General features: G+C 46.3%; 25 protein-coding genes. 13 read left to right on the top strand and 12 right to left on the bottom strand.

Annotated features, from left to right (window positions below; all coding sequences use genetic code 11):
• Positions 1 to 111: 111 nt before the first annotated feature.
• Both EOO50_RS02615 and EOO50_RS02610 read right to left on the bottom strand, forming a co-directional pair.
• Positions 112 to 567 carry a hypothetical protein gene (locus tag EOO50_RS02615; protein WP_290837603.1) on the bottom strand — a complete coding sequence of 152 codons (456 nt, stop codon included), beginning with the start codon at positions 565 to 567 and terminating at the stop codon, positions 112 to 114.
• Between the two features lie 54 nt (positions 568 to 621).
• Positions 622 to 1,275, bottom strand: a complete 654-nt coding sequence (locus tag EOO50_RS02610; RefSeq protein ID WP_290837601.1) for a hypothetical protein — start codon at positions 1,273 to 1,275, stop codon at positions 622 to 624.
• Between the two features lie 214 nt (positions 1,276 to 1,489).
• Here EOO50_RS02610 and aroB point away from each other — a divergent pair, with 214 nt between their 5' ends.
• From aroB to EOO50_RS02580, 6 genes are all read left to right on the top strand, one after another.
• Positions 1,490 to 2,557, top strand: coding sequence for a 3-dehydroquinate synthase (aroB, locus tag EOO50_RS02605; protein ID WP_290837599.1), 1,068 nt, complete (start codon positions 1,490 to 1,492; stop codon positions 2,555 to 2,557).
• Between the two features lie 288 nt (positions 2,558 to 2,845).
• On the top strand, positions 2,846 to 4,246 hold the full coding sequence (locus tag EOO50_RS02600) for an arginine decarboxylase (RefSeq protein WP_290837597.1): 1,401 nt from the start codon (positions 2,846 to 2,848) through the stop codon (positions 4,244 to 4,246).
• Positions 4,247 to 4,283: 37 nt separating this feature from the next.
• Positions 4,284 to 5,255, top strand: a complete 972-nt coding sequence (locus EOO50_RS02595) for a deoxyhypusine synthase family protein (protein ID WP_290837595.1) — start codon at positions 4,284 to 4,286, stop codon at positions 5,253 to 5,255.
• Between the two features lie 3 nt (positions 5,256 to 5,258).
• Positions 5,259 to 5,696 carry a DNA primase gene (locus EOO50_RS02590; RefSeq protein ID WP_290837593.1) on the top strand — a complete coding sequence of 146 codons (438 nt, stop codon included), beginning with the start codon at positions 5,259 to 5,261 and terminating at the stop codon, positions 5,694 to 5,696.
• Positions 5,697 to 6,038: 342 nt separating this feature from the next.
• The gene (locus tag EOO50_RS02585) at positions 6,039 to 6,836 is read left to right on the top strand and encodes a class I SAM-dependent methyltransferase (protein WP_290837591.1); all 798 of its coding nucleotides are present in this window, start codon (positions 6,039 to 6,041) and stop codon (positions 6,834 to 6,836) included.
• A gap of 393 nt (positions 6,837 to 7,229) precedes the next feature.
• Positions 7,230 to 7,706 carry a DNA-deoxyinosine glycosylase gene (locus tag EOO50_RS02580; RefSeq protein ID WP_363331696.1) on the top strand — a complete coding sequence of 159 codons (477 nt, stop codon included), beginning with the start codon at positions 7,230 to 7,232 and terminating at the stop codon, positions 7,704 to 7,706.
• 161 nt (positions 7,707 to 7,867) lie between these two features.
• Here the strand turns inward: EOO50_RS02580 and EOO50_RS02575 are convergent, their stop codons facing one another.
• From EOO50_RS02575 to EOO50_RS02560, 4 genes are all read right to left on the bottom strand, one after another.
• Positions 7,868 to 8,392, bottom strand: a complete 525-nt coding sequence (locus EOO50_RS02575; protein ID WP_290837589.1) for a DinB family protein — start codon at positions 8,390 to 8,392, stop codon at positions 7,868 to 7,870.
• Entirely contained in the window at positions 8,392 to 10,977 is a 2,586-nt protein-coding gene (locus EOO50_RS02570; RefSeq protein ID WP_290837587.1) for a phosphoenolpyruvate carboxylase, read from the bottom strand. Before EOO50_RS02570 ends, EOO50_RS02575 begins: the two co-directional genes overlap by 1 nt.
• 76 nt (positions 10,978 to 11,053) lie before the next feature.
• Positions 11,054 to 11,533 carry a winged helix-turn-helix transcriptional regulator gene (locus EOO50_RS02565; protein ID WP_091140893.1) on the bottom strand — a complete coding sequence of 160 codons (480 nt, stop codon included), beginning with the start codon at positions 11,531 to 11,533 and terminating at the stop codon, positions 11,054 to 11,056.
• Between the two features lie 84 nt (positions 11,534 to 11,617).
• Positions 11,618 to 12,766: a M14 metallopeptidase family protein gene (locus EOO50_RS02560; RefSeq protein WP_290837581.1), complete on the bottom strand. Its 1,149-nt coding sequence runs from the start codon at positions 12,764 to 12,766 to the stop codon at positions 11,618 to 11,620.
• Between the two features lie 500 nt (positions 12,767 to 13,266).
• Between EOO50_RS02560 and EOO50_RS02555 the strand changes: the two genes are divergently transcribed.
• From EOO50_RS02555 to EOO50_RS02525, 7 genes are all read left to right on the top strand, one after another.
• Positions 13,267 to 13,929 (top strand): fused MFS/spermidine synthase, encoded by a 663-nt coding sequence (locus EOO50_RS02555; protein ID WP_290837580.1) that lies wholly within the window; start codon positions 13,267 to 13,269, stop codon positions 13,927 to 13,929.
• 31 nt (positions 13,930 to 13,960) lie between these two features.
• Positions 13,961 to 14,425 carry a nuclear transport factor 2 family protein gene (locus EOO50_RS02550; protein ID WP_290837578.1) on the top strand — a complete coding sequence of 155 codons (465 nt, stop codon included), beginning with the start codon at positions 13,961 to 13,963 and terminating at the stop codon, positions 14,423 to 14,425.
• A 124-nt stretch (positions 14,426 to 14,549) separates the two neighbouring features.
• A complete protein-coding gene (locus EOO50_RS02545) occupies positions 14,550 to 16,811 on the top strand; it encodes an acyl-CoA dehydrogenase (RefSeq protein ID WP_290837576.1) in 2,262 nt (753 codons plus the stop codon).
• 49 nt (positions 16,812 to 16,860) lie between these two features.
• A complete protein-coding gene (locus tag EOO50_RS02540; RefSeq protein WP_290837574.1) occupies positions 16,861 to 17,211 on the top strand; it encodes a hypothetical protein in 351 nt (116 codons plus the stop codon).
• 33 nt (positions 17,212 to 17,244) lie between these two features.
• Positions 17,245 to 18,231 carry a bestrophin family ion channel gene (locus EOO50_RS02535; protein WP_290837572.1) on the top strand — a complete coding sequence of 329 codons (987 nt, stop codon included), beginning with the start codon at positions 17,245 to 17,247 and terminating at the stop codon, positions 18,229 to 18,231.
• The gene (locus tag EOO50_RS02530; RefSeq protein WP_290837570.1) at positions 18,228 to 18,818 is read left to right on the top strand and encodes a Crp/Fnr family transcriptional regulator; all 591 of its coding nucleotides are present in this window, start codon (positions 18,228 to 18,230) and stop codon (positions 18,816 to 18,818) included. The genes EOO50_RS02535 and EOO50_RS02530 overlap by 4 nt, the downstream gene beginning before the upstream one ends.
• Positions 18,819 to 19,019: 201 nt before the next feature.
• Positions 19,020 to 19,805, top strand: coding sequence for an alpha/beta hydrolase (locus EOO50_RS02525; RefSeq protein ID WP_290837568.1), 786 nt, complete (start codon positions 19,020 to 19,022; stop codon positions 19,803 to 19,805).
• A 90-nt stretch (positions 19,806 to 19,895) separates the two neighbouring features.
• On the opposite strand, the gene EOO50_RS02520 is transcribed toward EOO50_RS02525, so the two are convergent.
• From EOO50_RS02520 to EOO50_RS02495, 6 genes are all read right to left on the bottom strand, one after another.
• Complete coding sequence (locus EOO50_RS02520; RefSeq protein WP_290837655.1) at positions 19,896 to 20,930, bottom strand: o-succinylbenzoate synthase; 1,035 nt, start codon at positions 20,928 to 20,930, stop codon at positions 19,896 to 19,898.
• 1 nt (position 20,931) lies between these two features.
• The gene (locus EOO50_RS02515) at positions 20,932 to 22,131 is read right to left on the bottom strand and encodes a tetratricopeptide repeat protein (protein ID WP_290837566.1); all 1,200 of its coding nucleotides are present in this window, start codon (positions 22,129 to 22,131) and stop codon (positions 20,932 to 20,934) included.
• Positions 22,132 to 22,398: 267 nt separating this feature from the next.
• Positions 22,399 to 23,076 (bottom strand): metal-dependent hydrolase, encoded by a 678-nt coding sequence (locus EOO50_RS02510; RefSeq protein WP_290837564.1) that lies wholly within the window; start codon positions 23,074 to 23,076, stop codon positions 22,399 to 22,401.
• A 5-nt stretch (positions 23,077 to 23,081) separates the two neighbouring features.
• Positions 23,082 to 24,056, bottom strand: a complete 975-nt coding sequence (menA, locus tag EOO50_RS02505) for a 1,4-dihydroxy-2-naphthoate octaprenyltransferase (RefSeq protein WP_290837562.1) — start codon at positions 24,054 to 24,056, stop codon at positions 23,082 to 23,084.
• Between the two features lie 146 nt (positions 24,057 to 24,202).
• Positions 24,203 to 25,705 carry a PH domain-containing protein gene (locus EOO50_RS02500; RefSeq protein WP_290837560.1) on the bottom strand — a complete coding sequence of 501 codons (1,503 nt, stop codon included), beginning with the start codon at positions 25,703 to 25,705 and terminating at the stop codon, positions 24,203 to 24,205.
• On the bottom strand, positions 25,706 to 26,218 hold the full coding sequence (locus EOO50_RS02495) for a PH domain-containing protein (RefSeq protein WP_290837558.1): 513 nt from the start codon (positions 26,216 to 26,218) through the stop codon (positions 25,706 to 25,708).
• Positions 26,219 to 26,311: the final 93 nt, after the last annotated feature.

The following is a 26,311-nucleotide window of genomic DNA, read 5'->3' as shown; positions in this document are numbered from 1 at the left end:
AATCGTGAATTGAAAACTCCGATATCTAAGCCAAAATTGTTTGATGCGACCGACCAAAACGAATCCTCAAATTTTACGGTGGTGCTTTAATGGCCGATTCCCGAATGACGGCTAGTACTTTCGCACCGGATAGACCTTCCTGTACGAATTTTTAGATGTGTTCGGAAGCACTAAAAAATAAGGCTCCGCCGCTGCCAGGAAGCTGATGGCATACGCGGTATTCCATACGTGGGTCGAAGTCCAGCACGTCTGCAAATTTATGTCGATTCCAAGCAGGCTGTTCGCGACGGCCACAGCTTCGTCGCTCGATGGTAAAAACCAATCGGAATAACCGTTCAGCGTAAAGTCATTGCAAAGCTTCGCGGCGCAGTTCGCTGAAGGCACATTTGAAACGATAACGAGCGTATTGCCCATGCCTTGCCCCATCGCCGATGTCGTTATCTGGAAATCGACATCTTCTTCGTCCCATTTCGCACCTTCCCCGAGCGATAGGTCGTAGTGTAACGAAACAGGATGGACCTCGAGATAACGCCATCCATCGGTAAATTCACCTTTGTCATACGCCACGTAGCCGCCCGCAGGACCAACGTAACCTGTCGTGTTGAAGGTTATTTCTTCTCCTTATAAATACATATTTCCAACCGCTTTAAAAGCGCGTACAAAATAAAAGGTATCCGGTAAAAGACCTGTAAGTTCCATTTCAAAACCCGTAGTACCGTTTGCGATGGTGGCGATATTGTCGCCGCTAACCATGGGATTGGGCGATATTCCGTAAACAAATCCTACCTGATTGCTTTCAGTCCCAATCGTGTGAGCTCTAAGCAGTACTTTAGTCGAATGAATTTGTGTCGCGATTTCCGTAGTGATCTGCGCGACCGGCACAAACGCGACCTGTGGACCGTAACCGATACCTTTTTCATTCTGGGCGTAAGCACGTATAAAGTATGAATCTCCCGCTGTAAAGCCGCTAACGTCCATCGTATACTGGCCGACATCTCCACCACTATTTTCCTGGAAATTCCCGACGCCGCGCACGGGATTTGGGGATGTTCCCCAACAAAATCCATATTTTATTATTTCATATCCTCCGGTACTGTTTATTTGCCCCCTCAGTGTGGCCGATGTTCCTGAACCCGAAACGTTTGTAGCAGTCGCAGTCAACAATGTCGGGAGACCGGGATCGCCCGACGGTTCCGCCGAATCATCGCTGCCGCCGCACGAGATCATTGCGAGCAAGGCAAACAGGAATGAATAAATAAGTAGTTTCGTTTTCATATTTTTCGATATACTTTGAGAATGGAGCGCCGTATCAATTTTGAAATATCCTTTGGAATTGAAAATGACGTGGTTAAATTTCTTAGAAAAACAGCTCTTGATCCGCAAATATTGTAAGAGTAATCGGTATTTCAAACTGCGACAGGAAAAATAATCGGGCATCGTCCGTTACCACTTATAAAATCCTTTATTTTGCCATTCAAAATAATTACCGATGCAACCCATACAAGCCGCAGGCTATACCATATTTTTCAACGAACAGGGATACGATTCGCTTAACGCGTTCTTGGCCGAGCGCAACCATTCGGGCATTTTTATCTTGACCGACAGCAATACGAACGAAAGCTGCCTGCCCGATTTCATGGCGCGACTCGAAACCGAAGCACAGATCGAAATCCTCGAAATAGAACCGGGCGAACTCCAAAAAAGCATCGATACGTGCGTGTCGATCTGGAATATTTTGACCGAATACGGGGCCGACCGCAAAAGCCTCATCATCAATCTTGGCGGCGGCGTCATCACCGATCTGGGCGGATTCGTGGCCTCGACGTTCAAACGCGGTATCGACTTCATCCATGTGCCCACGACGTTGCTCGCGATGGTCGATGCGTCGGTCGGTGGGAAAAACGGCGTCGATCTGGGAAGTTTGAAGAATCAGATCGGAACCATAAATACGCCTGAATTACTATTGATCGACACGGCGTTCCTGGGCTCGCTTCCGCAGAACCAAATGCGTTCAGGTTTGGCCGAAATGCTAAAACATGGATTGATTTTCGACAAATCGTACTGGGAGAAATTCCTCGATCTGGGACAATTGGATTTCGCCGATTTTGACGAGTTGATTTATCGTTCGATTGAGATCAAGAACGAGATCGTGACTCAGGATCCGACCGAGAAAGGCATCCGAAAAGCGCTTAATTTCGGGCACACGCTCGGACACGCCATCGAAAGCCATTTCCTCGAAAGCGACGAAAAGCAGGAGTTGCTGCACGGAGAAGCGATCGCGGCGGGCATGATTCTCGAAGGTTATGTTTCGATGCGATTGGGCCTGCTTTCGCAATCGGAATACAACCAGATAAAGTCGGCGATCAAGAGTGTTTTCGAAGATATTGAATTCACGCCGTCGGATCTCGAAACCGTGCTCAGCCTGCTCAAACACGACAAGAAGAACGAATACGGAACGGTTTTGTTTGCGCTGCTCGATGGAATCGGCGGCATCAAAATCAACCAGCAAGTTGCCAACGAGCTTATTGACAGTGCTTTCGAAGACTACAAATCTTAAAGAATTTTTAATAGAAAGCCTTGTATTCGGGAAAGTTATTTTTTTACATTTGCCTGCAATGAATAAATCTCAAAATACGCATAAACACGAGCCTCCGCCTGTTTTGGACGCTTACCTTTTCCGAGTCGCGGCACGCGTGTTTCGTGGACTGAAAGCTTTGGGGCAGTTTGAGATTACAACAGTACGACACAGCGAAAAACTGCTGATCATTTTTGCCAACATACGGGTTTGAGAACAGTTGCACATTTGGCTGTTTTTAAACCTTTTTAAATTTCAATCCGGTACTAAATGAATACAAAATATTCCGACCTCATAAATCAAACGTTTTACTTCCCTCAAGAAGAATTCAGGCTCAACAAGGACACGTTGTTGTTCCACAATATCGACCTGATGAAGCTCGTCGAAGAATACGGCACGCCGCTTAAGTTCACGTATCTTCCCGCCATTTCCAACAACATCAACAAGGCCAAAGGCTGGTTCCGGAAGGCGATGGAAAAGAACGGTTACGAAGGCAAATACTATTATTGTTACTGTACGAAAAGTTCGCACTTCGAATTCGTGATGAACGAAGCGTTCAAGAACAATATCCATATTGAGACGTCGTCGGCGTTCGATATCAATATCGTTGAAAATTTGCTCAAGAACGGCAAGATCAACAAGAACACGTATATCGTCTGCAACGGCTTCAAAAGAGAAGCTTACATCGACAACATCGCGCGTCTGATCAACAACGGCTACAACAAGACGATTCCCGTGATCGACAATTACGAGGAACTGAACATGATCCTCGAGAAGACCAAGAAGAAATTCAAGGTCGGCATCCGGATCGCGGCCGAAGAAGAGCCGAAATTCGAATTCTACACGTCGCGCCTCGGCATCGGATACAAAAATATCGTACCTTTTTACAAGCGTGAGATCGCGGAAAACAAACAGGTCGAACTTAAAATGCTGCACTTCTTCATCAACACGGGAATCCGCGACACGGCGTATTACTGGAACGAATTGGTGAAATGTCTAAAAGTGTACATCAACCTTAAAAAGGAATGTCCGACGCTCGACAGTTTGAACATCGGTGGCGGTTTCCCGATCAAGAATTCACTTGCGTTCGAATACGATTACCAATATATGGTCGACGAGATCATCAACCAGATCAAGACGGCTTGCGACGACGCAGAGGTTCCGGTTCCGAACATCTTTACCGAATTCGGATCGTTTACCGTCGGCGAATCAGGTGGCGCGATTTACGAGATCATCTACCAGAAACAACAGAACGACCGTGAGAAATGGAACATGATCGATTCGTCGTTCATTACCACTTTGCCCGATTCATGGGCGATCTCGAAACGTTTCGTGATGATGGCCGTGAACAGATGGAACGATACGTACGAGCGCGTTTTGCTCGGCGGGTTGACGTGTGATTCCGATGATTATTACAATTCGGAACAACACATGAACGCGGTTTATCTTCCAAAATACAACAAGGAGAAACCGTTATATATCGGGTTTTTCAATACGGGCGCGTATCAGGAAACGATCGGCGGTTTCGGAGGATTGCACCACTGTTTGATCCCGCAGCCGAAACACATCCTGATCGACCGCGATGAAAACGGGATTTTGGCGACCGAAGTCTTCTCGCCCGAACAAAATTCGCAAGACGTGCTTAAAATTCTAGGTTACGACGAAAAATAAATTATTTTTATACTAAGACAACTGCAAAACAAAAACAATGAGTAAAGGACCAATTAGCCAATTTATTGAAAAGTATTACCTGCATTTCAATTCGGCGGCGCTAGTTGATGCGGCGAAAGCCTACGAAAAACAACTTGCCGACGGCTCGAAAATGATGGTGACGCTTGCTGGTGCGATGAGTACGGCTGAGCTGGGGAAAATTTTTGCTGAAATGATCCGTCGCGACAAAGTGCAGATCATTTCCTGTACAGGAGCAAACCTCGAGGAAGACATCATGAACCTCGTGGCCCACTCACACTACGAGAGAGTACCGAACTACCGCGATTTGACGCCACAACAGGAATGGGATTTATTGGAACGCGGATTGAACCGAGTGACCGACACTTGCATTCCGGAGCACGAAGCGTTCCGTCGCCTTCAAAAACACATCTACAAGATCTGGAAGGACGCCGACGACAAAGGCGAGCGTTATTTCCCGCACGAATTCATGTACAAGATGTTGCTTTCAGGCGTTCTCGAGGAATATTACGAGATCGATTTGAAAGATTCGTGGATGTACGCGGCGGCCGAAGCCAATTTACCGATCATCGTTCCCGGATGGGAAGATTCGACGATGGGTAACATCTTCGCATCGTACGTGATCAAAGGCGAACTCAAAGCCTCGACGATGAAATCGGGCATCGAATATATGACGTATCTCGCCGATTGGTATTCTAAAAATTCAAGCAACGGTGTAGGATTTTTCCAGATCGGTGGTGGAATTGCGGGCGACTTCCCTATTTGCGTCGTCCCGATGTTGTACCAGGATATGGAAATGCACGACGTTCCGTTCTGGAGTTATTTTTGCCAAATTTCCGATTCGACCACGAGCTACGGTTCGTATTCAGGAGCCGTTCCCAACGAGAAGATCACTTGGGGAAAACTCGATATCAACACGCCCAAATTTATCATTGAATCTGACGCTACGATCGTGGCGCCACTTATTTTCGCCTACCTATTAGATATGTAACCTATGAAAAGAGTAATTGTAGACTATAACAAGCTAACGAATGAAATCCTGACATTGTTGTTGGAGCGCTTTCCCGACGGTTATGACGATTCGCACATCATCCGTTTCCGAAACGCTCAAAACGAGCTCATCGAAGCGGTCGAAGTCCGAACTGAAGACACGATCTATCTTGTGAAAGTGAGCACGAAACTCGCGAGCCGTCTCGAGAAATTCGACGAAGACAACGATATTGACGATGTCGTGGAACCGATTGATTCGATGAAAATGGATATCGAGGACGACGATGCCGCAACCGATGACGATGACGATCTTGACGATGTCGACAAACCTGAAAAAGATTCGGATGCCGACGGAGACGATGACGACGACGATGATGACTTCGAAGACGATTCAAAATCCTACGATGACGACGAGGATGATGATGAAGACGATGAGAAATAGAAAATGGGAGCCTGAATGGGTTCCTTTTTTTTTTGAAAGACTAGAAGTTTTTTTTTGCCACGAAGACACGAAAGCACGAAGTCTCTAAGTCATTTTTAATATTTGAATTTTATTTAAGAACGAAGACAAACAAGACGTTAATACAAAGATTCACTTGAAATTAAAATGCAAATATTGTTTATTTTAATTATTGGCCTGTGTAAATAACGAATCAATTTTCATAAAAGCGAAGCTTTACTTGTGACTTAAGAATACAGTGTCAACGTCAAAAAAACTCCGTGCCTTCGTGCCTTCGTGGCAAAAAAAACAAACCTAAATATGTAACTTACACAAAAAAGCAAAATGAATCCTGACGACTACCTTAACATAAACCGCAACACCTGGAACGACAAAGTTTCCGTCCACCTACACTCAGAATTTTACGACCAACAAGCTTTTCTCAACGGAAAATCCTCGCTAAAGGAAATCGAACTTGCTTTGCTCGGCGATGTTTCAGGCAAGCGGATTCTGCATTTACAATGTCATTTCGGACAAGACACGATTTCACTTTCTCGACTGGGCGCGACAACCGTCGGAGTTGATTTTTCAGACAAGGCAATAGAAACGGCACAAGTAATCGCACGTGATTTAAACGCCGACGCGGAATTCATCTGCAGCGACATCTATGATTTACCAAATCGCATGTATCAGGAATTCGACATCGTGTTCACGAGTTACGGCACGATCGGCTGGTTGCCCGACCTTGATAAATGGGCAAAAGTCGTTTCGCATTTTTTGAAACCCGGTGGAAAGTTCGTGTTCGCTGAATTTCATCCCGTGGTTTGGATGTTCGACGACGAGTTCAAATATGTCGCGTACAATTATTTCAAAGCCGGCGCGATCATTGAAAATGAAACGGGAACTTATGCCGATAAATCAGCTGACATTAAAAACCAATCGATTTCGTGGAACCATTCGCTTTCGGAGGTTGTTACGAGTTTACTTGAAAATGGATTGACCGTTCAGAAATTCGACGAGTACGATTATTCGCCTTATAATTGTTTCAGTAATATGGAGGAATTCGCGCCCGGAAAGTTTAGGGTTGCGCATTTGAGGAATGATATTCCGTTTGTGTATTCGATTGTCGCAGCGAAAATTTAAACTATAAAAATTAAGGTAATTATTTTTGCTTAACTGTCCATAATTTCTTAATGATAGAAATAAATACGAGGGTTGCTTTTATCGTCGATAAAATTCCGTGCCCTTCATTCTATTGTCAAGTCGGAAATTTCAAACAGTTAAGATAGTTAAGGTTAGTTAACGCTTGCTTGTTTCGATGCGTTTTTCTTAACTTTTCTCAACTATCTTAACTGTAAAAAAAAATACTTGCTTTGTGTTTTCTCTGGTCGCGCCGATGAAAATTTCGAAGCTTTCATTTTATTGTCGCTGCGGAAATTTTTAACAATTAAGATAGTTAAGGTTGGTTAAGGCTTGCTTTTTTCGACGAGTTTTTCTTAACTTTTCTCAAATCTCTTAATTGTAAAAATAAAATACTTGATCTGCTCTTTTCCTCCATTAGCCGATAAACATTCCAGAATTCTAATCCTAGGAACAATGCCCGGCGTGCAATCGCTGCAAAAGCAACAATACTACGCGCATCCGCAAAACGCATTCTGGAAAATCATGTTTTCAATTTTCGCGGAATTGCCCGTTCCACCTGATTTCGAATCGCGCAAACAATTGCTGATCGACAACGGCATCGCGCTCTGGGATGTACTCGAAACCTGCGAACGCGAAGGAAGCCTTGATACGAACATCAAGAATTCGGTTCCGAATAAAATCCCCGAATTGCTCGCCGAAAACCCAAACATCAAAGCAATTTTCTTTAATGGAAAAGAAAGCCATCGCTTGTTCACGAAAGCCTTTGGAAACACGATTCCACTGCCTCAATTCGTGATGCCGTCTACGAGTCCGGCGAATACGATGAAGTTTGAAGAAAAATTGTTGAAATGGAAGAGTTTATTGGTTTAGGGTTTAGAGTTTAGGGTTTAGAGTTTAGGGTTTAGGGTTTAGGGTTTAGGGTTTAGGGTTTAGGGTTTAGGGTTAGTACGTTGTCATTTCACGAATCGATTCCAAAACGCGAATAAAAAACGCTGTCTCAACCTACTTGCATCAACTCTAAACTCTAAACCCTAAACTTCTTTCAAATATCTTTCCTCGTAAACCTTCTGATGGTGATTCTGATGCCCGATGATCGCAAAACCCAAAGCGCGTACCGAATTCGGATTCCCGTTCGCGTTGCCAATGCGCAACAAAGCTTCATCTGAAAAACTCTTGAACAGCGTGATGTTCGATTGGCGCACTTCAGACAATTCGGTGAGCAACGCATTCAAATGACGCGAATTTCCGTCGCTCGCGTCGGCGTAATCATTTTCCTCGAATCCCGGCAAAGGCGTTTTGTCGTTTCGGGCGAAGGCCAACGCGCGATACGCGAAGATGCGTTCACAATCTATGACGTGCTGGATTATTTCCTTGATCGTCCATTTCCCGGGCGCGTATCGGTAATCGAATTTTTCCATCGGAATCTCTCTCGCGAAACGGATGAATCGGTGCAACGAAATTTCAAGCTCTTCGATCAGATCGATTTCTTCGACCGTATCGATATACGTTTTTTGGTAGGCCGGATATTCTCCGGGCATTAATTGGCTTGGTTTCATCAGGCTGAATTTCTGGCGGCGTTAGTATTCCCGAAAAGAGCGCGCGTTACGAGTTTCTCATACGTCGCGATCAATTTTTCGTCGGGTTTGGCTTCTTTTTGAAGTTCGTTTATGCGCTGAAGCGAATACTGCTGGATCACGAGCAACGGCATTACGATGTGCTCGCGGACGGCGATCGACGCTTTTCCATCGGGATAGTTTTCCATGAGTTCCTTGTGTGCCGCAATCTTGAGAAGCATTTCTTTGGTGAGCGCGAACTCGTCATAAATGACCTGCCAGAACGCTCCGAATTCGGGATCGTCCTTCATATATGCAGTTAAAGGCAAAAACGACTTAGCCAACGACATCATACTGTTTTCCAATAACGTACGGAAAAATAAAGAACGGTCGTAAAGTTCCTGCACGTCGTTCCATTTGCCCGATTTCTCGAACTCCTTCAAAGCGGTTCCGACGCCGAAAGATCCCGGAACGTTGAGCTTCAACATACTCCACGAACCCACGAACGGGATCGCGCGCAGATCGCCGAAATTCAACTTGTCGCCTTTGTTTCGTTTGGCGGGACGGCTGCCGATGTTGACCATCGAATAATATTTGAGCGCACTCATCTGTTCCAAAAACGGAATGAATTCGGGATGGTTCTTAAAATCGATGTATTTCTTGTAACCGATTTCGGCGAGATCGCTGAGCAGCGTTTTGTCACCAGCCGATAAATCGTTTTTGCCCTTGTCGAACAAGCGATTGCTGATTCCCGCGCTCAACAGGTTTTCAAGGTTGAACTGGCAAGAATCGAACGTTCCGAAATTCGAGCTGATCGTTTGTCCCTGGATCGTAATCTGGATTTCGTTGTTTTCGATGTCCGAACCCAACGATGCGTAAAATTTGTGCGTCTTTCCGCCTCCACGAGCCGGAGGTCCGCCGCGTCCGTCGAAGAAAATCACTTCAATCCCATATTTGCGCGACATGGCCGTGATCGCTTCCTTGGCAAGGTAAATACTCCAGTTCGCCATGAGGTAACCGCCGTCTTTCGTGCCGTCGCTGAAACCGAGCATGACCGTCTGGACGTTGTTTCGGCGCTTAAGATGTTCGGCGTAATCGGGATTCGTGTACAGCGTTTCCATGATTTTGTCGGAGTTGCGCAAATCATCGACGGCCTCGAAAAGCGGAACGATATCGACGCTCGGATTTTCCCATCCGCTGAGCTGGAACAACGCAAGCGTCTCGATTACGTTCAGCGCGCTCTCGTTATTGCTGATGATGTAGCGGTTCGAACCTTTCTCGCCGTTTCGTTCCTGTATGTTTTTCATCGCATAGATCGATTGCAGCGTCTGTTGTGTCATTTCGTCCGAAAAAGCGTCGGGCTTCAATCGTTTATGGAGGTTCGTCGCGACTTCGATGCGGTCTTTTTCCTCAAGGTCGAAATATTCTTTGGGAAATGACTCGGGATCACTTTTCTTGAGCGTGTCGAAAATATCTTTTATGACAGCGTTGTGGATTTTGCTGTTCTGCCTGATGTCAAGCGTCGCGAAGTGAAACCCGAATACGTTGAGTTTGTTGAGCAGCGAATCCAATTCACCAAGATACAGCGATTGGTGCTGGCTCACGATTATTTTTCGGATCTCGAGCAATGTCTTCCTGAACTCGTCCTGAGTGATGAAAATTTCCCCCTCGGAATAAAAGACCGAGCGATATAATTTCGATTCCACGTCGGTAACCATTACGTCGACCTTCGCGAACGTGAGTTTTCGCCTGAGTTTTCGGATATCGTTGTAATAACATTTGAGTATTGAAGTGCGCAGACGGTCAGCGACTTTGTTCGTGATTTCAGTCGTCACGAACGGGTTCCCATCGCGGTCGCCTCCGGGCCAGAACCCAAGGCTTAAAATGGAACCGTTTATTTTTTCTCCCTGGTAAATGTTTCGGCAGATGAAATTCACGATCTCGCCAATCGTATCGTAAAATACATTTTCAAGATACCAGATCAGGCTCACGGCTTCGTCGAACGGCGTCGGTTTCTCCTTTTTAAAGAAGGGCGTTTTCCCGAGTTGCGACAACAATTGTTTGATTTCGTATAGGTTGTCCGTTTTTATGGCTTCGGTCAGATCGGTGATGATCCCCAAAACAGGACCGGGATAGAATTGGGTCGGGTGAGCTGTCAATACGGTTCGGACGTTGAAACTGTCGAGAAATTCCGTAAGTTCTTCACGTTTTCCGGTCGCTTCCGCCTTATCGCGGATTTCGCGCATCGAACCTGTTCCTTCGAGGTTGTTTATTTCTTCAAACGCGGCATCTTCGATCGCGTCGAATAATACGATTTGGCGTTCGACATATTGGATGAATCGGAACATCAGATCAATTCGTTCCTGTTCTGACGGTGCATCGAGATATTTTTCGACAAAGAAATTAACGATCTGCTCAGGCGATTCCTGATTGGCGAATCCTTTCTCGCAAACCTCGGTAAATAAAGGCAAGAGCGAACCCGTATTGTCGATCGCGTCGAACGGAAGCGTCAGGAAAACGCTGTTGTAAACGTTGTATTTTGAAAGGACACTGCGGTTGAATCGCTCGATTTTTGGAAGCGTGTACATGGCTTGGATTTTTTGCTTTAAGATACTAAAAAACCCCGACGAATGGCCGGGGTTTGTATAAATCGTAACGTATTGATTACATGTTTTTAAAGATCGTGTGCATCAGACGTTTCTTGTCGTTGATGCTTTCTTCGAGTGAAATCATCGTCTCGGTGCGGTAAACGCCTTCGATGTCGTCGATCATGAAGATCACGTCTTTCGCGTGTTTCGTGTCTTTCGCACGGATTTTACAGAAGATGTTGAACTTTCCTGTCGTCACATGAGCGACCGTCACGAAAGGGATTTCGTTGATGCGCTCCAAAACGAATTTGGTCTGGGACGTGTTGTTGAGGAAAACCCCGACGTAAGCGATGAATGAATAACCAAGCTTTTCGTAGTCAAGCGTAAGTGAAGATCCCATGATGATCCCGGCGTCTTCCATTTTCTTCACGCGCACGTGAACGGTTCCGGCTGAAATAAGCAATTTTTTAGCGATATCGGTAAATGGAACTCTTGTATTATCGATCAACATGTCCAGTATCTGGTGATCAACTTCATCTAAACGAAACTTGCTCATAATTTTTGTATTTGTATTTTATCGGTCTTATATTTTGTGTTAATACAAATGAAATATTTTTTCCTTAATAAAAAAACGTAAACGCTACATTTTTTTTAAGCCATTAACAATTTTAACATCATTTCCGATAGAAAAATTTGCTTTTTGCCCAATTTCAGGAATATTTCCCGAATCGCTTGAAAAAATTCTTTCCTCTGCATCGTACTCTACATGTCCGAAATGGTTTTCCAAATCATCCACTTGCGCCAAGTAGGCATTGAAAAAGAGGGAATTACCTACAAGCTCCTCTTTGTATTGAGCCGCAAAATTCGTAATTTTTTCGTTACCGTCATAATTTATCTTGATATTTTTGTATACAAAATCAAAAAAAACAACCATATTTTGAGGAATATTTAAATATTTCTCAATAACGTTATCAACTATATCGTTTTCGTAAATATGCGAAAAACCCGAAAGCAGCGACGCGAAAAAGTAAAATCTCGTCTCTTCCCTATCGTAATCTTCCTGAAAATGCCCGGCCTCGATCAATATCGTCGGTACGCCGCGAAACTGGAAATTATCGCCCACGCAATTGATGTTGAACGTATCGTCGAACCGCCCGACTTGTCCGGGAATGAGTCGTTGCAGCGCGTCGTTCATCGAAACGATTATAGAAACGGCTTTCTCGCGCGTCTTGTTCATGTCGCGATCATGATTGTACGCAGGCGCCAAGAACGAAATCGTAGCCGGTTTTCCAGTATTTCCGACACCGAAAATCGTGCGCTGGTCGTGAAGATTGTAACAATAATCCGGTTCAAAACTTTCAAAGAGTTCCGTGAGCGCGCGGCTTTCGGGTTGCGACAGATCGTGGAAATCCCGATTCAAATCAACGCCGATTGCGTTTTCGCGAGTGTATTTCAACGCTCCGTCAGGATTGAGCATCGGTACGAAACAGAATGTAAATTCCGAAAGCAAACGCCTGGACAACTCGTCGTCAGCCTCAAGCAAATTAAACAGGTCGAACAACGCCTTCGTCGCCGTGGTTTCATTGCCGTGCATTTGCGACCACAATAGGATTTTGGTTTTTCCGCTACCTTTATAATAGGAAAGCAATGGTTTTCCATCGACCGACTTGCCGAAAATCTTTACGCGATCCTGCCGTTTCTTGAGCAAAGGCGCGATGTCGTCGAGCGTGATGTAACGTCCGTGAAGTGAAGATTCCTTGTATTGGTCGAAGAGTTGCCTGTAATCCATTATTGCGTGGTTTCCCGCAAAAGTACGCAACTCTATTAAAATAGAAACCCCCGTAGTTTAGGGCAACAGGGGTTTCAGAACCAATAAAACAAACACAAAAATTATTTACGAACCGCAAAAGAGCGGTTTGAGTATCGTCTCTGGGGTTATTTACGTAGGAAGGTTTGTTGTGGTTTTTTTTGGTATGTTAATTTTTTTGTTGTCGAAAATCGTTGATTTGTTTATTTGTTGATTTGTTGATTTGAGGTCGATGTCTTCCGACGATAGTATCAATTTTTAAGCAACTGAGAATTACAGCAAGCGCAGTACATTTTCAAGTCGCCGATCGACAAACAAACAAATTGATTATTTTTGAAACTGTTGATCCGTAAATCGCCTTAAAGCCGCAGCGTTTCTCACACCAATCAAAACCAACTTTCCCAACGGAAGGCAATAACTCAAATCAACACATCAACAAATCAACGAATCAACAATTAACCGATTAACCGCCTAACCACCCCATGTTCCGCCGCATCCTCAGCTACATTCTCCCCATAAACATCCACTCACGTAAATCGTCGGTCAGTAAAACCATCGAAATCACATGGGCTAACGGCGAGCTCGTACTCGATTCCAAGAACACGAATTATTCGTACGGAAGCTTGCAGCGCGTGTTGAGGCGCGGATTGAAAACCATCGGATACAAAAAGGTCAAAGCCATGCAGGAAATCCTCGTATTGGGCGTGGCCGGCGGAAGCGTGATCAAAACGCTCACCGACGAAATCGGATGCAAAGGGCATATCACGGGCGTCGAGATCGATGCCGAAATCATCAAAGTCGCCAACCAATATTTCCAACTCGACAAAATCCCGAACCTCGAGATCATCATCGACGATGCGTTCGAATTCGTGTTGCGAACCAAAAAAAAATACGACCTTATCATCATCGACGTTTTCCAGGATACGGTCATGCCCAATTTTTTGTTCGAGAAATTCTTCGCGAACCGCGTCGGTTTCCTACTCGCCGAAAAGGGTGTGATCCTGTTCAACACTATGACGCTCAATGGCGACCACAACGACAGGAACGAAGAATACATCTCGCATTTCCCTCGAAAGGAGTTCCGGATCGAGCTCATCCCGCGCGTCGAAGACCACAACGAAGTCATTCTCGTTAGCCGCATTTGAAATTCTTTCGTAACTTTAGAAAAAGACACGAATGAATCCGCACGAACAACTCATTGAAGAATTTTATGCCGCGTTTGCCGAGCACGAGGCTGAAACCATGGCAAGTTGCTATCATCCTGAAGTGACGTTCAGCGATCCCGTTTTCGGGAAACTCCATGGAAAGGACGCCGCCGATATGTGGCGCATGCTGATCTCGCGCAGCAAAGGCAATCTCGTGATCGAATTTTCTCGAATTTCAGCCGACAATGAAAAAGGTTCCGCAAAATGGGTCGCTTCGTACGACTTCTCAAAAACCAACCGCAAGATCGTAAACCACATCGAAGCCAAATTCACGTTCAAAGATGGGCTGATCTTCACGCACGACGACCATTTCGACTTCTACAAATGGAACAGACAAGCGTTCGGTCTTACGGGCTGGCTGCTCGGGAACACGTCGTTTCTGAAGGATAAGGTTAAAAGGCAGGCGTTGGCGGCTTTGCGGAAATGGCAGTCGTGAAAATTGTTCATTTGTTCATTTGTTGATTTGAAATCATACCGAATGAACTATTGTGTTTTACATTCTCAAAAAAAGATTTTCCGACGGAAGACAACGATTCAAATGAACAAAATCAAATGAACAAATGAACAACAACCAACAATCTTTCCTCCCGCTCCTCTACCTCGCCTGGTCCGACGACTTACTCACCCAAAAAGAACACGAAATCATACGTGGATTCATTTCGTCCCAAAGTTGGTTGTCGGATTCAAGTAAAAGCGAATTGCTTTCGAAACTCGATGTTTCGGCCCCGCCGTCGCGAGAGGAATTAGCTGCGTGGAAAACGACGATTCATTCGGAACTCGTAAAAAATCCCGAGTTGCGTTCACTTTTTTCGCTGTCGCTTGCGTTGTCCGGGAATTCCGATGGATTCGCGAATGCCCGAAACGAATTCGTACAGCTCGAAAATGAATTGGGGATTCTGGGTGAGGAAATCCTGCTGTCGTTCCGAACCGGCGAAAATACGCTGACGGCAAAGCACGACACGGTTCATGGATTCGATATCGAAAAACTTACGAGGTTGCTCGAAGGCGATGAATCGGACATCATCAAAAAAGTAAAAGCCGTCATCACGCGACGTGATTTTGCGTACGAAACCTCGACCGACGTTGACGTTTACCGCGAAAAAGTGCTCGAATGGTGTAAAATATTAGCCGACGAAAATCTCGGAAACATGGCTTTTCCAACCGAATTCGGAGGCGGCGGAAACATGCGCGATTACTTCGCGATCATGGAAACGTTGAGTTATCACGATTTGAGTCTCGTAATCAAGTTCGGCGTACAGTTCGGGCTTTGGGGAATGAGCGTATATTTCCTCGGAACTCAAAAACACCACGAAGAATACCTCCAAAAAATCGGTTCGCTCGAACTTCCGGGTTGTTTCGCGATGACCGAAATGCATCACGGATCGAACGTAAAAGGCCTTGAGACGACGGCGACGTACGATCATTCGAACAAGACGTTCGTCATCAAGACACCACATAAAAAAGCGCAGAAAGAATATATAGGCAACGCCGCGAAACACGGTCAGATGGCGACGGTTTTCGCGAAACTCATCATCGACGGGAAAGATTACGGTGTGAATACGTTCATCGTTCCGATCAGAAATGTCGACGGAACAATCGCGGACGGCGTCGAAATCGGCGATTGCGGGCACAAAATGGGACTGAACGGCGTCGACAACGGCACGATCTCGTTCCACGATGTCGTCATTCCCAAAGAAAACATGCTCGACCGATTCGCGTCGGTAAATGAAAACGGCGAGTTCGAAAGCCCGATCCCGAGCGACAACCGACGATTTTTTACGATGCTGGGCACGTTGGTCGGCGGCCGAATCGGAATCCCGAGATCGGCATTATCGGCGATGAAATCAGGACTTACGATTGCGATAAAATACAGCGACCAACGCCGACAGTTCGGGCCTGAAGGCGGTTCCGAAGTCCCGATCCTGAACTATCGCATGCACCAACGCCGACTTCTCCCGTATCTCGCAAAAAGCTATGCGCTTCACTTCACGTTGCGCCATCTCACGAACCGATTCCTCAACCGGACCGAAGACGAAATGCAGAAAATCGAAGCACTCGCCGCGGGAATGAAAGCCTATACGACGTGGACGGTGCGCGATGCGTTGCAGGAATGTCGCGAAGCCATCGGTGGGAAAGGCTATCTGTCCGAGAATCGCATCGACGCCTTAAAAAACGACACTGAAATCTACACGACATTCGAAGGCGACAATACGGTCTTGATGCAATTGGTCGCCAAGAATCGATTGTCGGTGTTCAGGAAGGAATTCGGAAAACTCGACGTCGGCGGCATGATCACGTATGTGTATGAAAATGCCAAGACGGTAGTTTCCGAGAAAAATCCGATCATCACCAGGCGAACCGACGAGGCGCATCTACGTGATTTCGAGTTCCATCTGCAAGCGTTTTATTACCGTGAAAAAACGATACTGGCTTCGGCGGCAAGGCGTTTGAAAAAACTCATCGACGGCGGAATGGATGCTTACGATGCGTTCAACGTCGCCCAACATCAGATGATGGACGTCGCCAATGCGTATCTCGAACGCGTAATCCTAGAACAATATCATGCGTTTATCACAACCGTTTCGGATGCCGATATCAAAAACCGACTCGTCCAGCTCGCCCAATTGTTCGCGTTGTCGCTCATAGAAGGACACAAGGGTTGGTATCTCGAGGACGGCTACATGGAAAGCGCGAAAACAAAGGCGATCCGAAAGCTCGTGAACCAATTGTGTTGGGATATCAGGCAGGACGCTGTGCCTTTGGTCGACGCGTTCGCGATTCCTCAGAGTTGTCTCGGCGCGCAAATTCTCACTGATAATTAGATAGTTCGGCGGGAATCCGTTATTTTTAACATTCACCGACCGAAACGACATGATCCTAAAAATTATCAGCGATATTATATTGCTCGCGGCTGCATTCACGGGCTTTAAGCAAGGCTTGGCGGTGACGTCGGGCAAATTCGGGATGTTGGGATTTTTCGGCCGGTTCGGATGGAGCAAAACCTCGGTTTTCATCAACGGCATCAGCACGATCGCAAGCGCGTTGCTGGTTATTTTCCCCAAGATATTCGTCGGCGGAAATTTCCTGATGGCCGCAGGTATTCTATTGATCATCGGCCTTGAGATTTTTCATGGCGATTTAAAAGGTGCCGTTATCGTAGTCCCGATCCTGTTGAGCAATCTCGCTCTCCTCCGCCTAAAACACCCATTTTCAAATCACTGAGTATCGATTATAACTCATTAATTTTTAATTAACATGCACACGGGAAAACGCTACAAACTCAAAGAATTCCTCATTTGGACGCGACGCGACATCTATTGGCTATTCGTTTTGGCCGTGATTCCGACCGTGTTGTATAAAATATTCAACATCCATTGGGTCGCGCTTCCGTGGGTTCCGATCGCGATGGTCGGGACTGCGGCCGCTTTTATCATCGGGTTCAAGAATACGCAGACCTATAATCGTCTGTGGGAAGCGCGTCAGATCTGGGGCGCGATCGTAAACTCGAGCCGTTCGTGGGGAATCCTGTCGCGCGATTTCATCAAGGTCGACAAATCGGTCCATCAACAGTTCATGCTTCGTCATTGCGCGTGGCTCACGGCTTTGCGTTATCAATTGCGCGAACCGAGGACTTGGGAAAATTCGGGGCGCGCGCATTTCAAGGAATATCGAAAGTTTTATTCTGTTCCGGAATGGGAAATCCCACTTGAGGATGAACTCAAAAAATACCTTTCGGCCGATGAACTTCACTATGTACTTTCAAAGAAAAACCGCGCCACGCAAGTCATCGCACTCCAATCGAAGCACCTGAAAGAATTGCGACAAAAAGACGCGATTGGTGGGCTTGAACATATCGAACTCGAAAATATGCTCGCGAATCTCTACGAACAGCAAGGCAAATGCGAGCGTATCAAAAACTTTCCATACCCGAGGCAGTTTGCGAGCATCACGCTGTTTTTCGTGTGGATGTTCGTGATTTTGTTGCCGATGGGAATGTTAGGCGAATTCGCCCGTATCCATCCCGATTGCGCGTGGTTCGCGATTCCGTTTAGCATGATCGTGTCGTGGGTTTTCACATCGATGGACCGCGTGGGTGAAGCGACCGAAAATCCTTTCGAAGGCGGGCCCAACGACATCCCGATGGCCAACATGAGCCGAACGATTGAGATCGACCTGCGCGAAATGCTCGACGAAGAAAACATCCCGACCGCGATAACGCCTGTAAATAATATCGTTTTATGATGGATGAACACGACATACTCGGCGCGGCTTTACAGCAGTTCGCGGGATTGACGCCTGAAGAATTTGCGCTGTCTGAAGGCTGCTGGCAATATCGCGAATTTAAGAAGGGCGAATTCTACAACGAATACAAGAACGTGTGCAAGTATTTGGGTTTCATTATCGAGGGCGTTTTCAGGACGTACTATGTCGACGACAGATCCGACGAGGAAAAGAACGTATTTTTCTTTTCGCAACACCAAATCGTGGTGTCGTTCCAGAGTTTCATCGCCCAAGCGCCGTGTAACTATTATACGCAATCGATGACGGCGTCGAAAATACTGTACATCCATATCGACGATTTACAAAAACTCTACACAAAATCTCACGGATGGGAACGCCTCGGCCGACGCATAGCTGAAACCGCGTTCAGCATGGCGATCCGTCGCACCGAAGATTTTTTATTTTTAAGCCCCGAACAACGCTATCTGGATCTCATGTCGCAACACCCGACGATTTTCAACAGCATTCCTCTGTACCATATTTCGTCGTATCTGGGGATTCAAAGCCCTAGTTTGAGCAGGATTAGGAAGCGGTTGGTTGGAAGGTAGTGCAAGGTGCACAGCGCAGCGTACAAAGGCCAGATGTCTGCCGCTTTCGCAATACTTTATACTTTGTACTCTGTACTTTGTACTTTGCACTTTGTACTTTGTACTTCGCACTTTGCACTTCTTAACCCAAGTTAATTTTTTCCTCAACTTTCTACCCCAACTTTGTATCAGTAAAATAATAACAATCAAACACTTACTGATATGAAAACAATTGCATCAAACACCGTAGTATTTATCACCGGCGCATTCGTGACGCACAATGGCTGGAATCCTTGGAAAGACTATTTCGAGTCCAAAGGTTACGTGACATACAACCCGGCTTGGCCGCACAAAAACGGGACGGCCCAAGAATTGCGCGCATTAGCTCCGAACGATGTGGCGCTTGCCGAACTCACGCTTACCGAACTCGTCGACCATTACGCCGAATTCGTGAAACAACTTCCTGAAAAACCAATTATAATCGGGCATTCGCTTGGCGGTATGGTGACGCAAATCCTCGTCAATCGCGGTTTGGCCGCCGCGGGAATCGCAATCCATTCGATTCCTCCGCAACCTGTTATTCCGTATGAATTTTCGTTCCTGAAAGCCGGATATAAGGTCTTGGGACTGTTTACGTCACTCAAGAAAACATACACGATGTCTTTATCTGACTGGCAATATGCATTTACGAATGGGATGACGCTGGAGGAACAACAGCAATCTTGGGAAGAAAACGTCATTCCCGAATCGAAAACCGTCGCGAGAGGCGGCTTGACATCGGCAGCGAAAATCGACTTCAAGAAACCGCACGTACCGTTGTTGTTGATTTCAGGAAGTACCGACAACATCACGCCGGCTTCGATGAACCTTCGTAATTTCAGGGCGTATAAAACACCGGATTCGGTTACCGATTACAAGGAATTCGCAGGCAAAAACCACTTCGTGTTGGGTTTACCGACCTGGCATGAGGAAGCCGATTATATTTTGGATTGGATTGAAAGAAACTGAGGATTGTTTTTGCCGCGACCCGAGACAATAGGTTCGGGTCGCGGCTAATCTAATTACAAATGCCGAAAAATTCCTCACTAAAATTTGCGGTCAAAACTCAAATCGCCAGTCCAGACCCCGATCGTAAAACAAATTTCCGTTTTTCACGACCAAAGGCGAATCGATATTGTTCGTATACAACGCACCCGTTCCCAAACCTTGGGGCATCAAATTGTGCTGCAGAAATGTCCATTGTGCGATTGCGTTCAACCCGATGTTGCTTTCAAGAGCCGACGTGATCCACCAACCGATATCATATTTTTCGGCGAGCGAAATCCATTCCTGCGTGCCGCGAAATCCACCGATGAAACTGGGCTTGAGAATAATGTACTGAGGTTGGATTTTTTGGAGTAATTCTTCTTTTTCTACCGATGTAAAAACACCGATCAATTCCTCGTCGAGCGCTACGGGAATGGGAGTCGATTTACATAGGACTGACATGCTGTCATGCTGGTTTTTGGCAATCGGTTGTTCGATGCTATGTATTTTAAATTCAGATAATTGATTTAATTTACCTAAAGCCGATTCGGAACTGAAAGCGCCGTTCGCATCGACCCTGATTTCGATAGTTTCCTCGTCAAAATTAGATCGGATGAAGCGCAATAATTCAAGTTCTTTTTCGAAATCGATCGCTCCGATCTTAAGTTTGATGCAATCAAATCCCGATGCGATCTTGTCGCGAATCTGTTCGAGCATGAAGGCCTCATTTCCCATCCAGACGAGTCCGTTTATCGGGATTGATTTCTCACCTTTCGTAAATTCGGACGGGAATAATTCAAACGGATTTTCGCTCTCCAACGAACGGAATGCCATCTCGACACCGAACTGTATCGACGGAAATTCAACGAGCGCTTCCCACAGTTTTTGTTCGCCCAAATGAATGTTGCCGCACGTCCAGATGAGTTTTTGCTCGTAGTCAGGACGATCGTCGGCACTCAGGCCGCGAAGGATGCCGCACTCGCCTACTCCGCGTTTGCCATCGCGTTCGAGGAACAAAAACCAGGTTTCCTTTTGGGTAAGCACGCCACGCGAAGTTCCCGACGGGCGTTTGAAGTCAAGCAGATATTTTTTATATGTCGCGTTCACGTCAGTCTTCAAGCATCTTGAGCACTTTGTCGAAGTCTTTGGAGTCGATGCCGGCTTTCTTGAGATCGGTTATGTCTTTCTTGACGCGATCTGTCCAACTGGTTTTGGTATCGACGTTTTCGCCTTTGTATTTGCGATAGATGTCGCGAGCACGCGAGAAATCATCGCCGAGCAGCAACGCATGCGCCTTTCCGAGTTTGATGGACAGATCGGAATCGTCGAGCTTTTCACCCAATTCGAACGATTGTTTCGCTTTGGAAATTTGTTTCGACATCAGGTAATTCATTCCTTGATTATAGTAGTCGCGCGCATTCGCGTTTCCGTATACGATGATCGCCGAGTTCAGCAAATCGATCGCTTTTTCATAACGACCCGACGCATAATGTTGCTGCGCCTGGGTTCGGACGGCTTGCAACAAACCTTTGTTCGCGGTTTTCGAGTCGAGGCAATTGTCGCCGAAATCGCGGAATGCTTTCGTTTTCTCCTCGATCAACAGCTTTTCATATTCCGCATACGAATATTTGAACGTGAATTGGTCGAGCACGCAACTGCAAAGGCTTTGGGAATCGGTCATGAGTTGCGCCAAACCTGATGTTCCGCACAACTCGAGGATGGATTTCTTGTTTTCGTTCGTCCACCCCATGCTCGCTTTCTTGTCGACCCAAGGCACGACCTCGACCACGATTTTCTGCTTCATGATCCAGTTCTCGCTCTCGAAGCCGAAATACAGATTAGGGGAATTCAGGCACAGCGAACGGCCCGTGATGACCTTTGCTTCCTTGTTGACCGCGATGTTGGTGTAAATGCAGGCGCCTTCAGGTTTTCCCGATTTCCTGTAGGCTTCGGACTTTTGCTTGTCAGTGAATACGGCGTAATTGCATTTGTCGTCACCCGATATTTTCGACAACAGGAAAACCGCTCCGGCCGATCCCTGACTGATTCCCGACGGATCCGGAATCGATTTGAGCAATGAAACCAAGCTGTTGGCCATCTGCTGGTTTTCGTCGAGCACCGTTATGCGGTAGACGAGTTCGGTCGTGCCGAGTGGGAAATTCTCGGTCTTGACGACGATGCGATCTCCGGCGGGAACGATTATTTCACGGGTCGTGGCGCGATCTTTATCCCAATAGCCGTTTTGTGCCGAAGCGACCGAGGTTGCCGCGATCAGAGCGAAAAAAAATGCCGATTTTAAGATAGTCATAGTTCGTGTGTTTGAGCAGCCCGGATGCTGTGGATAGCCTTTTGAAGAAAATGCTTGTTTTTGCCGAAACGCCGAAGCGACCAAAGGAAGCTCTTGGCGTGAAATGCAAAAACGGCATTTTCAAGAAAGCTAGGAACATGCAGACGGAATAGCTGCCAAAAGTAGTAAAACGCGAGTTGCAAATAAAAATTTGAACCATTAAGAACATTTAGTTCATTAAAGCTGTAAAATCTTAATGAGCTTAATGAACTTAACGGTTTTAAAAAATTAAAGGTCGATCGAATCGCCAACCGGCAGCAACATCAAGTCTTTGCCCGCATCGAAAAATTTGCGCTTCGCATCGTCCTTGTTGATTTTTATGTATCCGAAGGTGTCGTAATGGTAACCCAAAATCTTATCGCACTCGAGGAAATCAGACGCGATGATTGCGTCCTCGACGTCCATCGTGTAATTCGAACCGATCGGTAGAATCGCCAAGTCGAGCGTCGTGCGCAACGGAATCAATTTCATGTCGTATGTGAGCGACGTATCGCCCGCGATGTAGATGTTCTTGTGTTCGCCTTCGATTACGAAACCGCCGGGATTTCCACCGTACGTTCCATCGGGAAACGCGCTCGAATGGATCGCGTTCACGTATTTCACTTTTCCGAAGTCGAATTCCCACGATCCGCCGTGGTTCATGCCGTGGCTTTTGTAGCCTTTTTTCTCGTAATACGTAGCGATTTCGGCATTCGAGACGATCGTTGCGCCCGTGCGTTGCGCAATGACTTCGACGTCGAGCACGTGATCGCCGTGAGCGTGCGTCAATAAAATATAGTCGGCTTTTAGCGAATCAATGTCGATATGAGCCGCGAGTTCGTTGGCCGAGATGTACGGATCCACGATGATGTGTCGGCCGCTAAGTTCGATGCTGAGAGCCGCATGGCCCAAGTATGTAATTTTCATGTATATTATTTTAAACCGTTAGACAAGCCGTTTACAATTTGGACGATGAAGTCAGAAAGCAGGTAAATCATCTGCACCGACAAAAGCACCGAAATGAAAAATGTGCTCAACGCCAGTTTCTTGAGTTGTGAATCGAGTTCGCGCGGAACCGTGTTTTTCGAGACGAAATTCAGGTGTTTGATCAACGGAACGTATGCGATCAGGAACAAATAGATGTCGAAATTGATGTAATATGGATCGTTGTCCTTGTACCAGTCGAACAAAACGGCGAAAACGAGTAGCAGGATCATTGAAGAAACGATTAGGAAGAAATGATACGCGCGCGCTTTTTCACGTCCGATTTTAACGACGACGGTGTTCTTGCCGGCTTTTCTATCGGATTCCTCGTCGCGCATGTTGTTGAGATTCAAAACGCCGACACTCAAAAACCCGATCGCGGTCGCGGGAAGGATCAACAACGGGTCGACTTCTTTCAAGAACATGAAACTTACGCCGAGCGTGCTTACCCAACCGAAAAACACGAATACGAACGCGTCGCCGTAGCCGCGATAGCCGTAAGCCGTTTTCCCGACCGTGTATCGAATCGCCGATGCGACCGCCAGAAATCCAAGCAAAAGGAATCCCAATGAATACAGTAGATATTCTTCCTTGAACGAAACGTAAATCAATGCAATCGCCGAGATCATCGTCAAAATTGACATGAAGACCATCGCGCGTTTCATTTGTGCGGCCGAGATTATTCCACTTTGTACGGCTCGCGCGGGCCCGATCCGGTCAGCGTTGTCGGTTCCTTTGACCCCGTCGCCGTAATCGTTCGCGAAGTTGGACAAAATCTGTAATCCCAATGTCGTCGTGAGCGCAAAAAACACGATGCTCCAATTGAACACGCTTTGTGACATGGCGTAAAAACAGCCGACAAGGATTCCGGAAACGGAAAGTGGTAATGTTCGGACTCTTGCGGCTTCGACCCAGTGTTTCATTTATTGTTTATTTGTTGATTTGTTGATTTGTTGATTTGTTGATTTGTTTATTTGTTTATTCGATTTAGTTGCCTTCCGAGGAAGTGCGATTTCCTTTACGCGAACGAAACTCAGGCACTCAGGCACTAGGCACTCAGGCACTCCGATCACATCCAATTACTATCGCTCGTCTCCATCTCAAACAACCATTGATTCACATATTGTTTGATCACCGAATAATTCCCGAGTTGGAACGACAAGTTTCCGCCTGCCGTATAAATCGTTAGATATCCGATGTTCGCCGATTTGTGCCAAAACAATTGCGACACCGACAACGCCTGGATTTTCTTGGGCTCGATGATCTGGTTGGCGATATCCCACGCGCCGCTTTGCTTGATGATGAACCGATCGTGGATGAACAGTCGATATTTCCTGAATCCGAAATACAGCAATGTTCCTCTCACGACGATCCAAGCTGGGAAAATCCACACGACATCGGCGAAAATATCGGACGGAATCGCGAAATAGGCTATTCCTAAAGGTAAGACAATTGACAGGAATATCGAAAAAACTAGCTTGCGATAATTCGGTTTCAGCATCACGCCTTTTTCAGGAATCGCGCGGAACAACAATTTCAAGATCGAATCCCGTTCGTTTTCATTGCAACCCGGAATTTCAATCGCCGATTGTTTTTGCTCCTTCTCGCCCGCCGTCGCTTGCTTGATGCGCATTTCGAGGATGTCGAGTTTCTTTTGGAAATAGTTTTGGGAAACCGTCGTAATTTGGACTTTTTCGGGCTTTATGATCGTCGATTTGGTGTTGATCAGGCCAAATGACAACATTAATGATCCTTTTTGTTTCGCGATCGTGAAGTTGAAGTACCGAAGCATCACGCGCAATACGTTCACGATCAAAATCGCGAGCAGCAACAATCCGACGAACATCAATCCGGCCTGGAGCGCGATGGATTCATTGAACATGTTGTCAATCTTGGAATCGTATCGGCTCGTGTCGACGACGCGCTGCACGTTTTCATAAATCGTGAAGAAAAACGCGAGCATGACGCCGAGCGTTCTCAGGTAATTCGAAGTGATTCCGTATTTGAAAAGGCTGAAGAAGCTTATTTTGATGAACGGCTTGATTTCGTCGGAAACATTTTCGTCGGACGGGATCTCGGCGATCTCATTTCCAGAAACGATCCGTGTTTTCGTGTTCTCGAGCAGACGCGCTTTCAATGCGAGCGCCAATTTGTGGGAAACCGCGCGGATCTTGCCTTCTTTTTTGCTTGAACCTGCCGTGTCGACATCGACCGTGTACACGCCGATAATCCGTTGCAGCAACGATTGCCCGATGTTTACCTGTTGTATTTTATTGAGTTGGATCAGGGTTTTGGTCTTGTTGAAAACGCCGTCGGTAATCACGAATTCGTCGTTCTCATCGTCGATCCAGAACGTGAAGTTTCTATATCGGAAAAATGCGACGATCCCCAAAACCACGAAAAACACGACGAGACCGATGATGAGATAAAAGGCTTTTTCCTTTTTGAAATTCACGGCCAAAAGTACCAGCATCGGCGCCAGTCCGCGCGCCCATTCCTGGAGCGTTTGCGTGAACATGACCAAAATCCCGACTGGAGATTGGCGTTGGGGCGTGCCGAAATCGTTCGTCATCTATAATTCTTTTCGGATTTTGCCCATGAGCAATTGCTTGATGTTTTCAGCCTGTTCTTTTTCGATACCCGGGATTTCTATGTCGCTTTGGTTGCCGCCGGCCGTGAAAATCTCGACTTTGGCCAATCCGAAAAGACGAGAGATCGCGCCCTCGTGCAACGCGACGTGTTGAATCCTGTTGTATGGGATTACCATCGTGTGCGTCGCAATTACGCCATCGCGAAAAATCACGTCGTGCTCACGGAAAGCGAATCCTTTCTTGACGAAACTCATTCGCGTAAACAACACTGTGAAAACGAGCAGAACAAAGTAAACTGAAATAATGTACGTCCCGAATCCCGTGAACTCCTGCTGGAAATGATAAATCAACCCTGCCGCGACACCCAGAATCAAAAATACGATCGCCTCGACGATGAGCACGACTTTCCAATAATCGCGGTGAAGTTTGTCGAGCTGGACTTCTTCGAAGCGCGGAAGGTTTTTGGTGTTGAGGGTTTCGTTGGTGAATTCCATTTTTTGGGTTCAGGGTTCAGGGTTCAGGGAGAATCGTTATGAATAATGTTTAGGTACGGAAGACAAGTTTTAAACCTTGCACCCTGTACCTTG

This window comes from Flavobacterium sp., assembly GCF_004211145.1.
In the GTDB taxonomy this organism is placed as follows: domain Bacteria; phylum Bacteroidota; class Bacteroidia; order Flavobacteriales; family Flavobacteriaceae; genus Flavobacterium.
The sequence above is the reverse complement of the archived record's forward strand: the minus strand, read 5'-3'. Positions and strand labels throughout refer to the sequence as shown.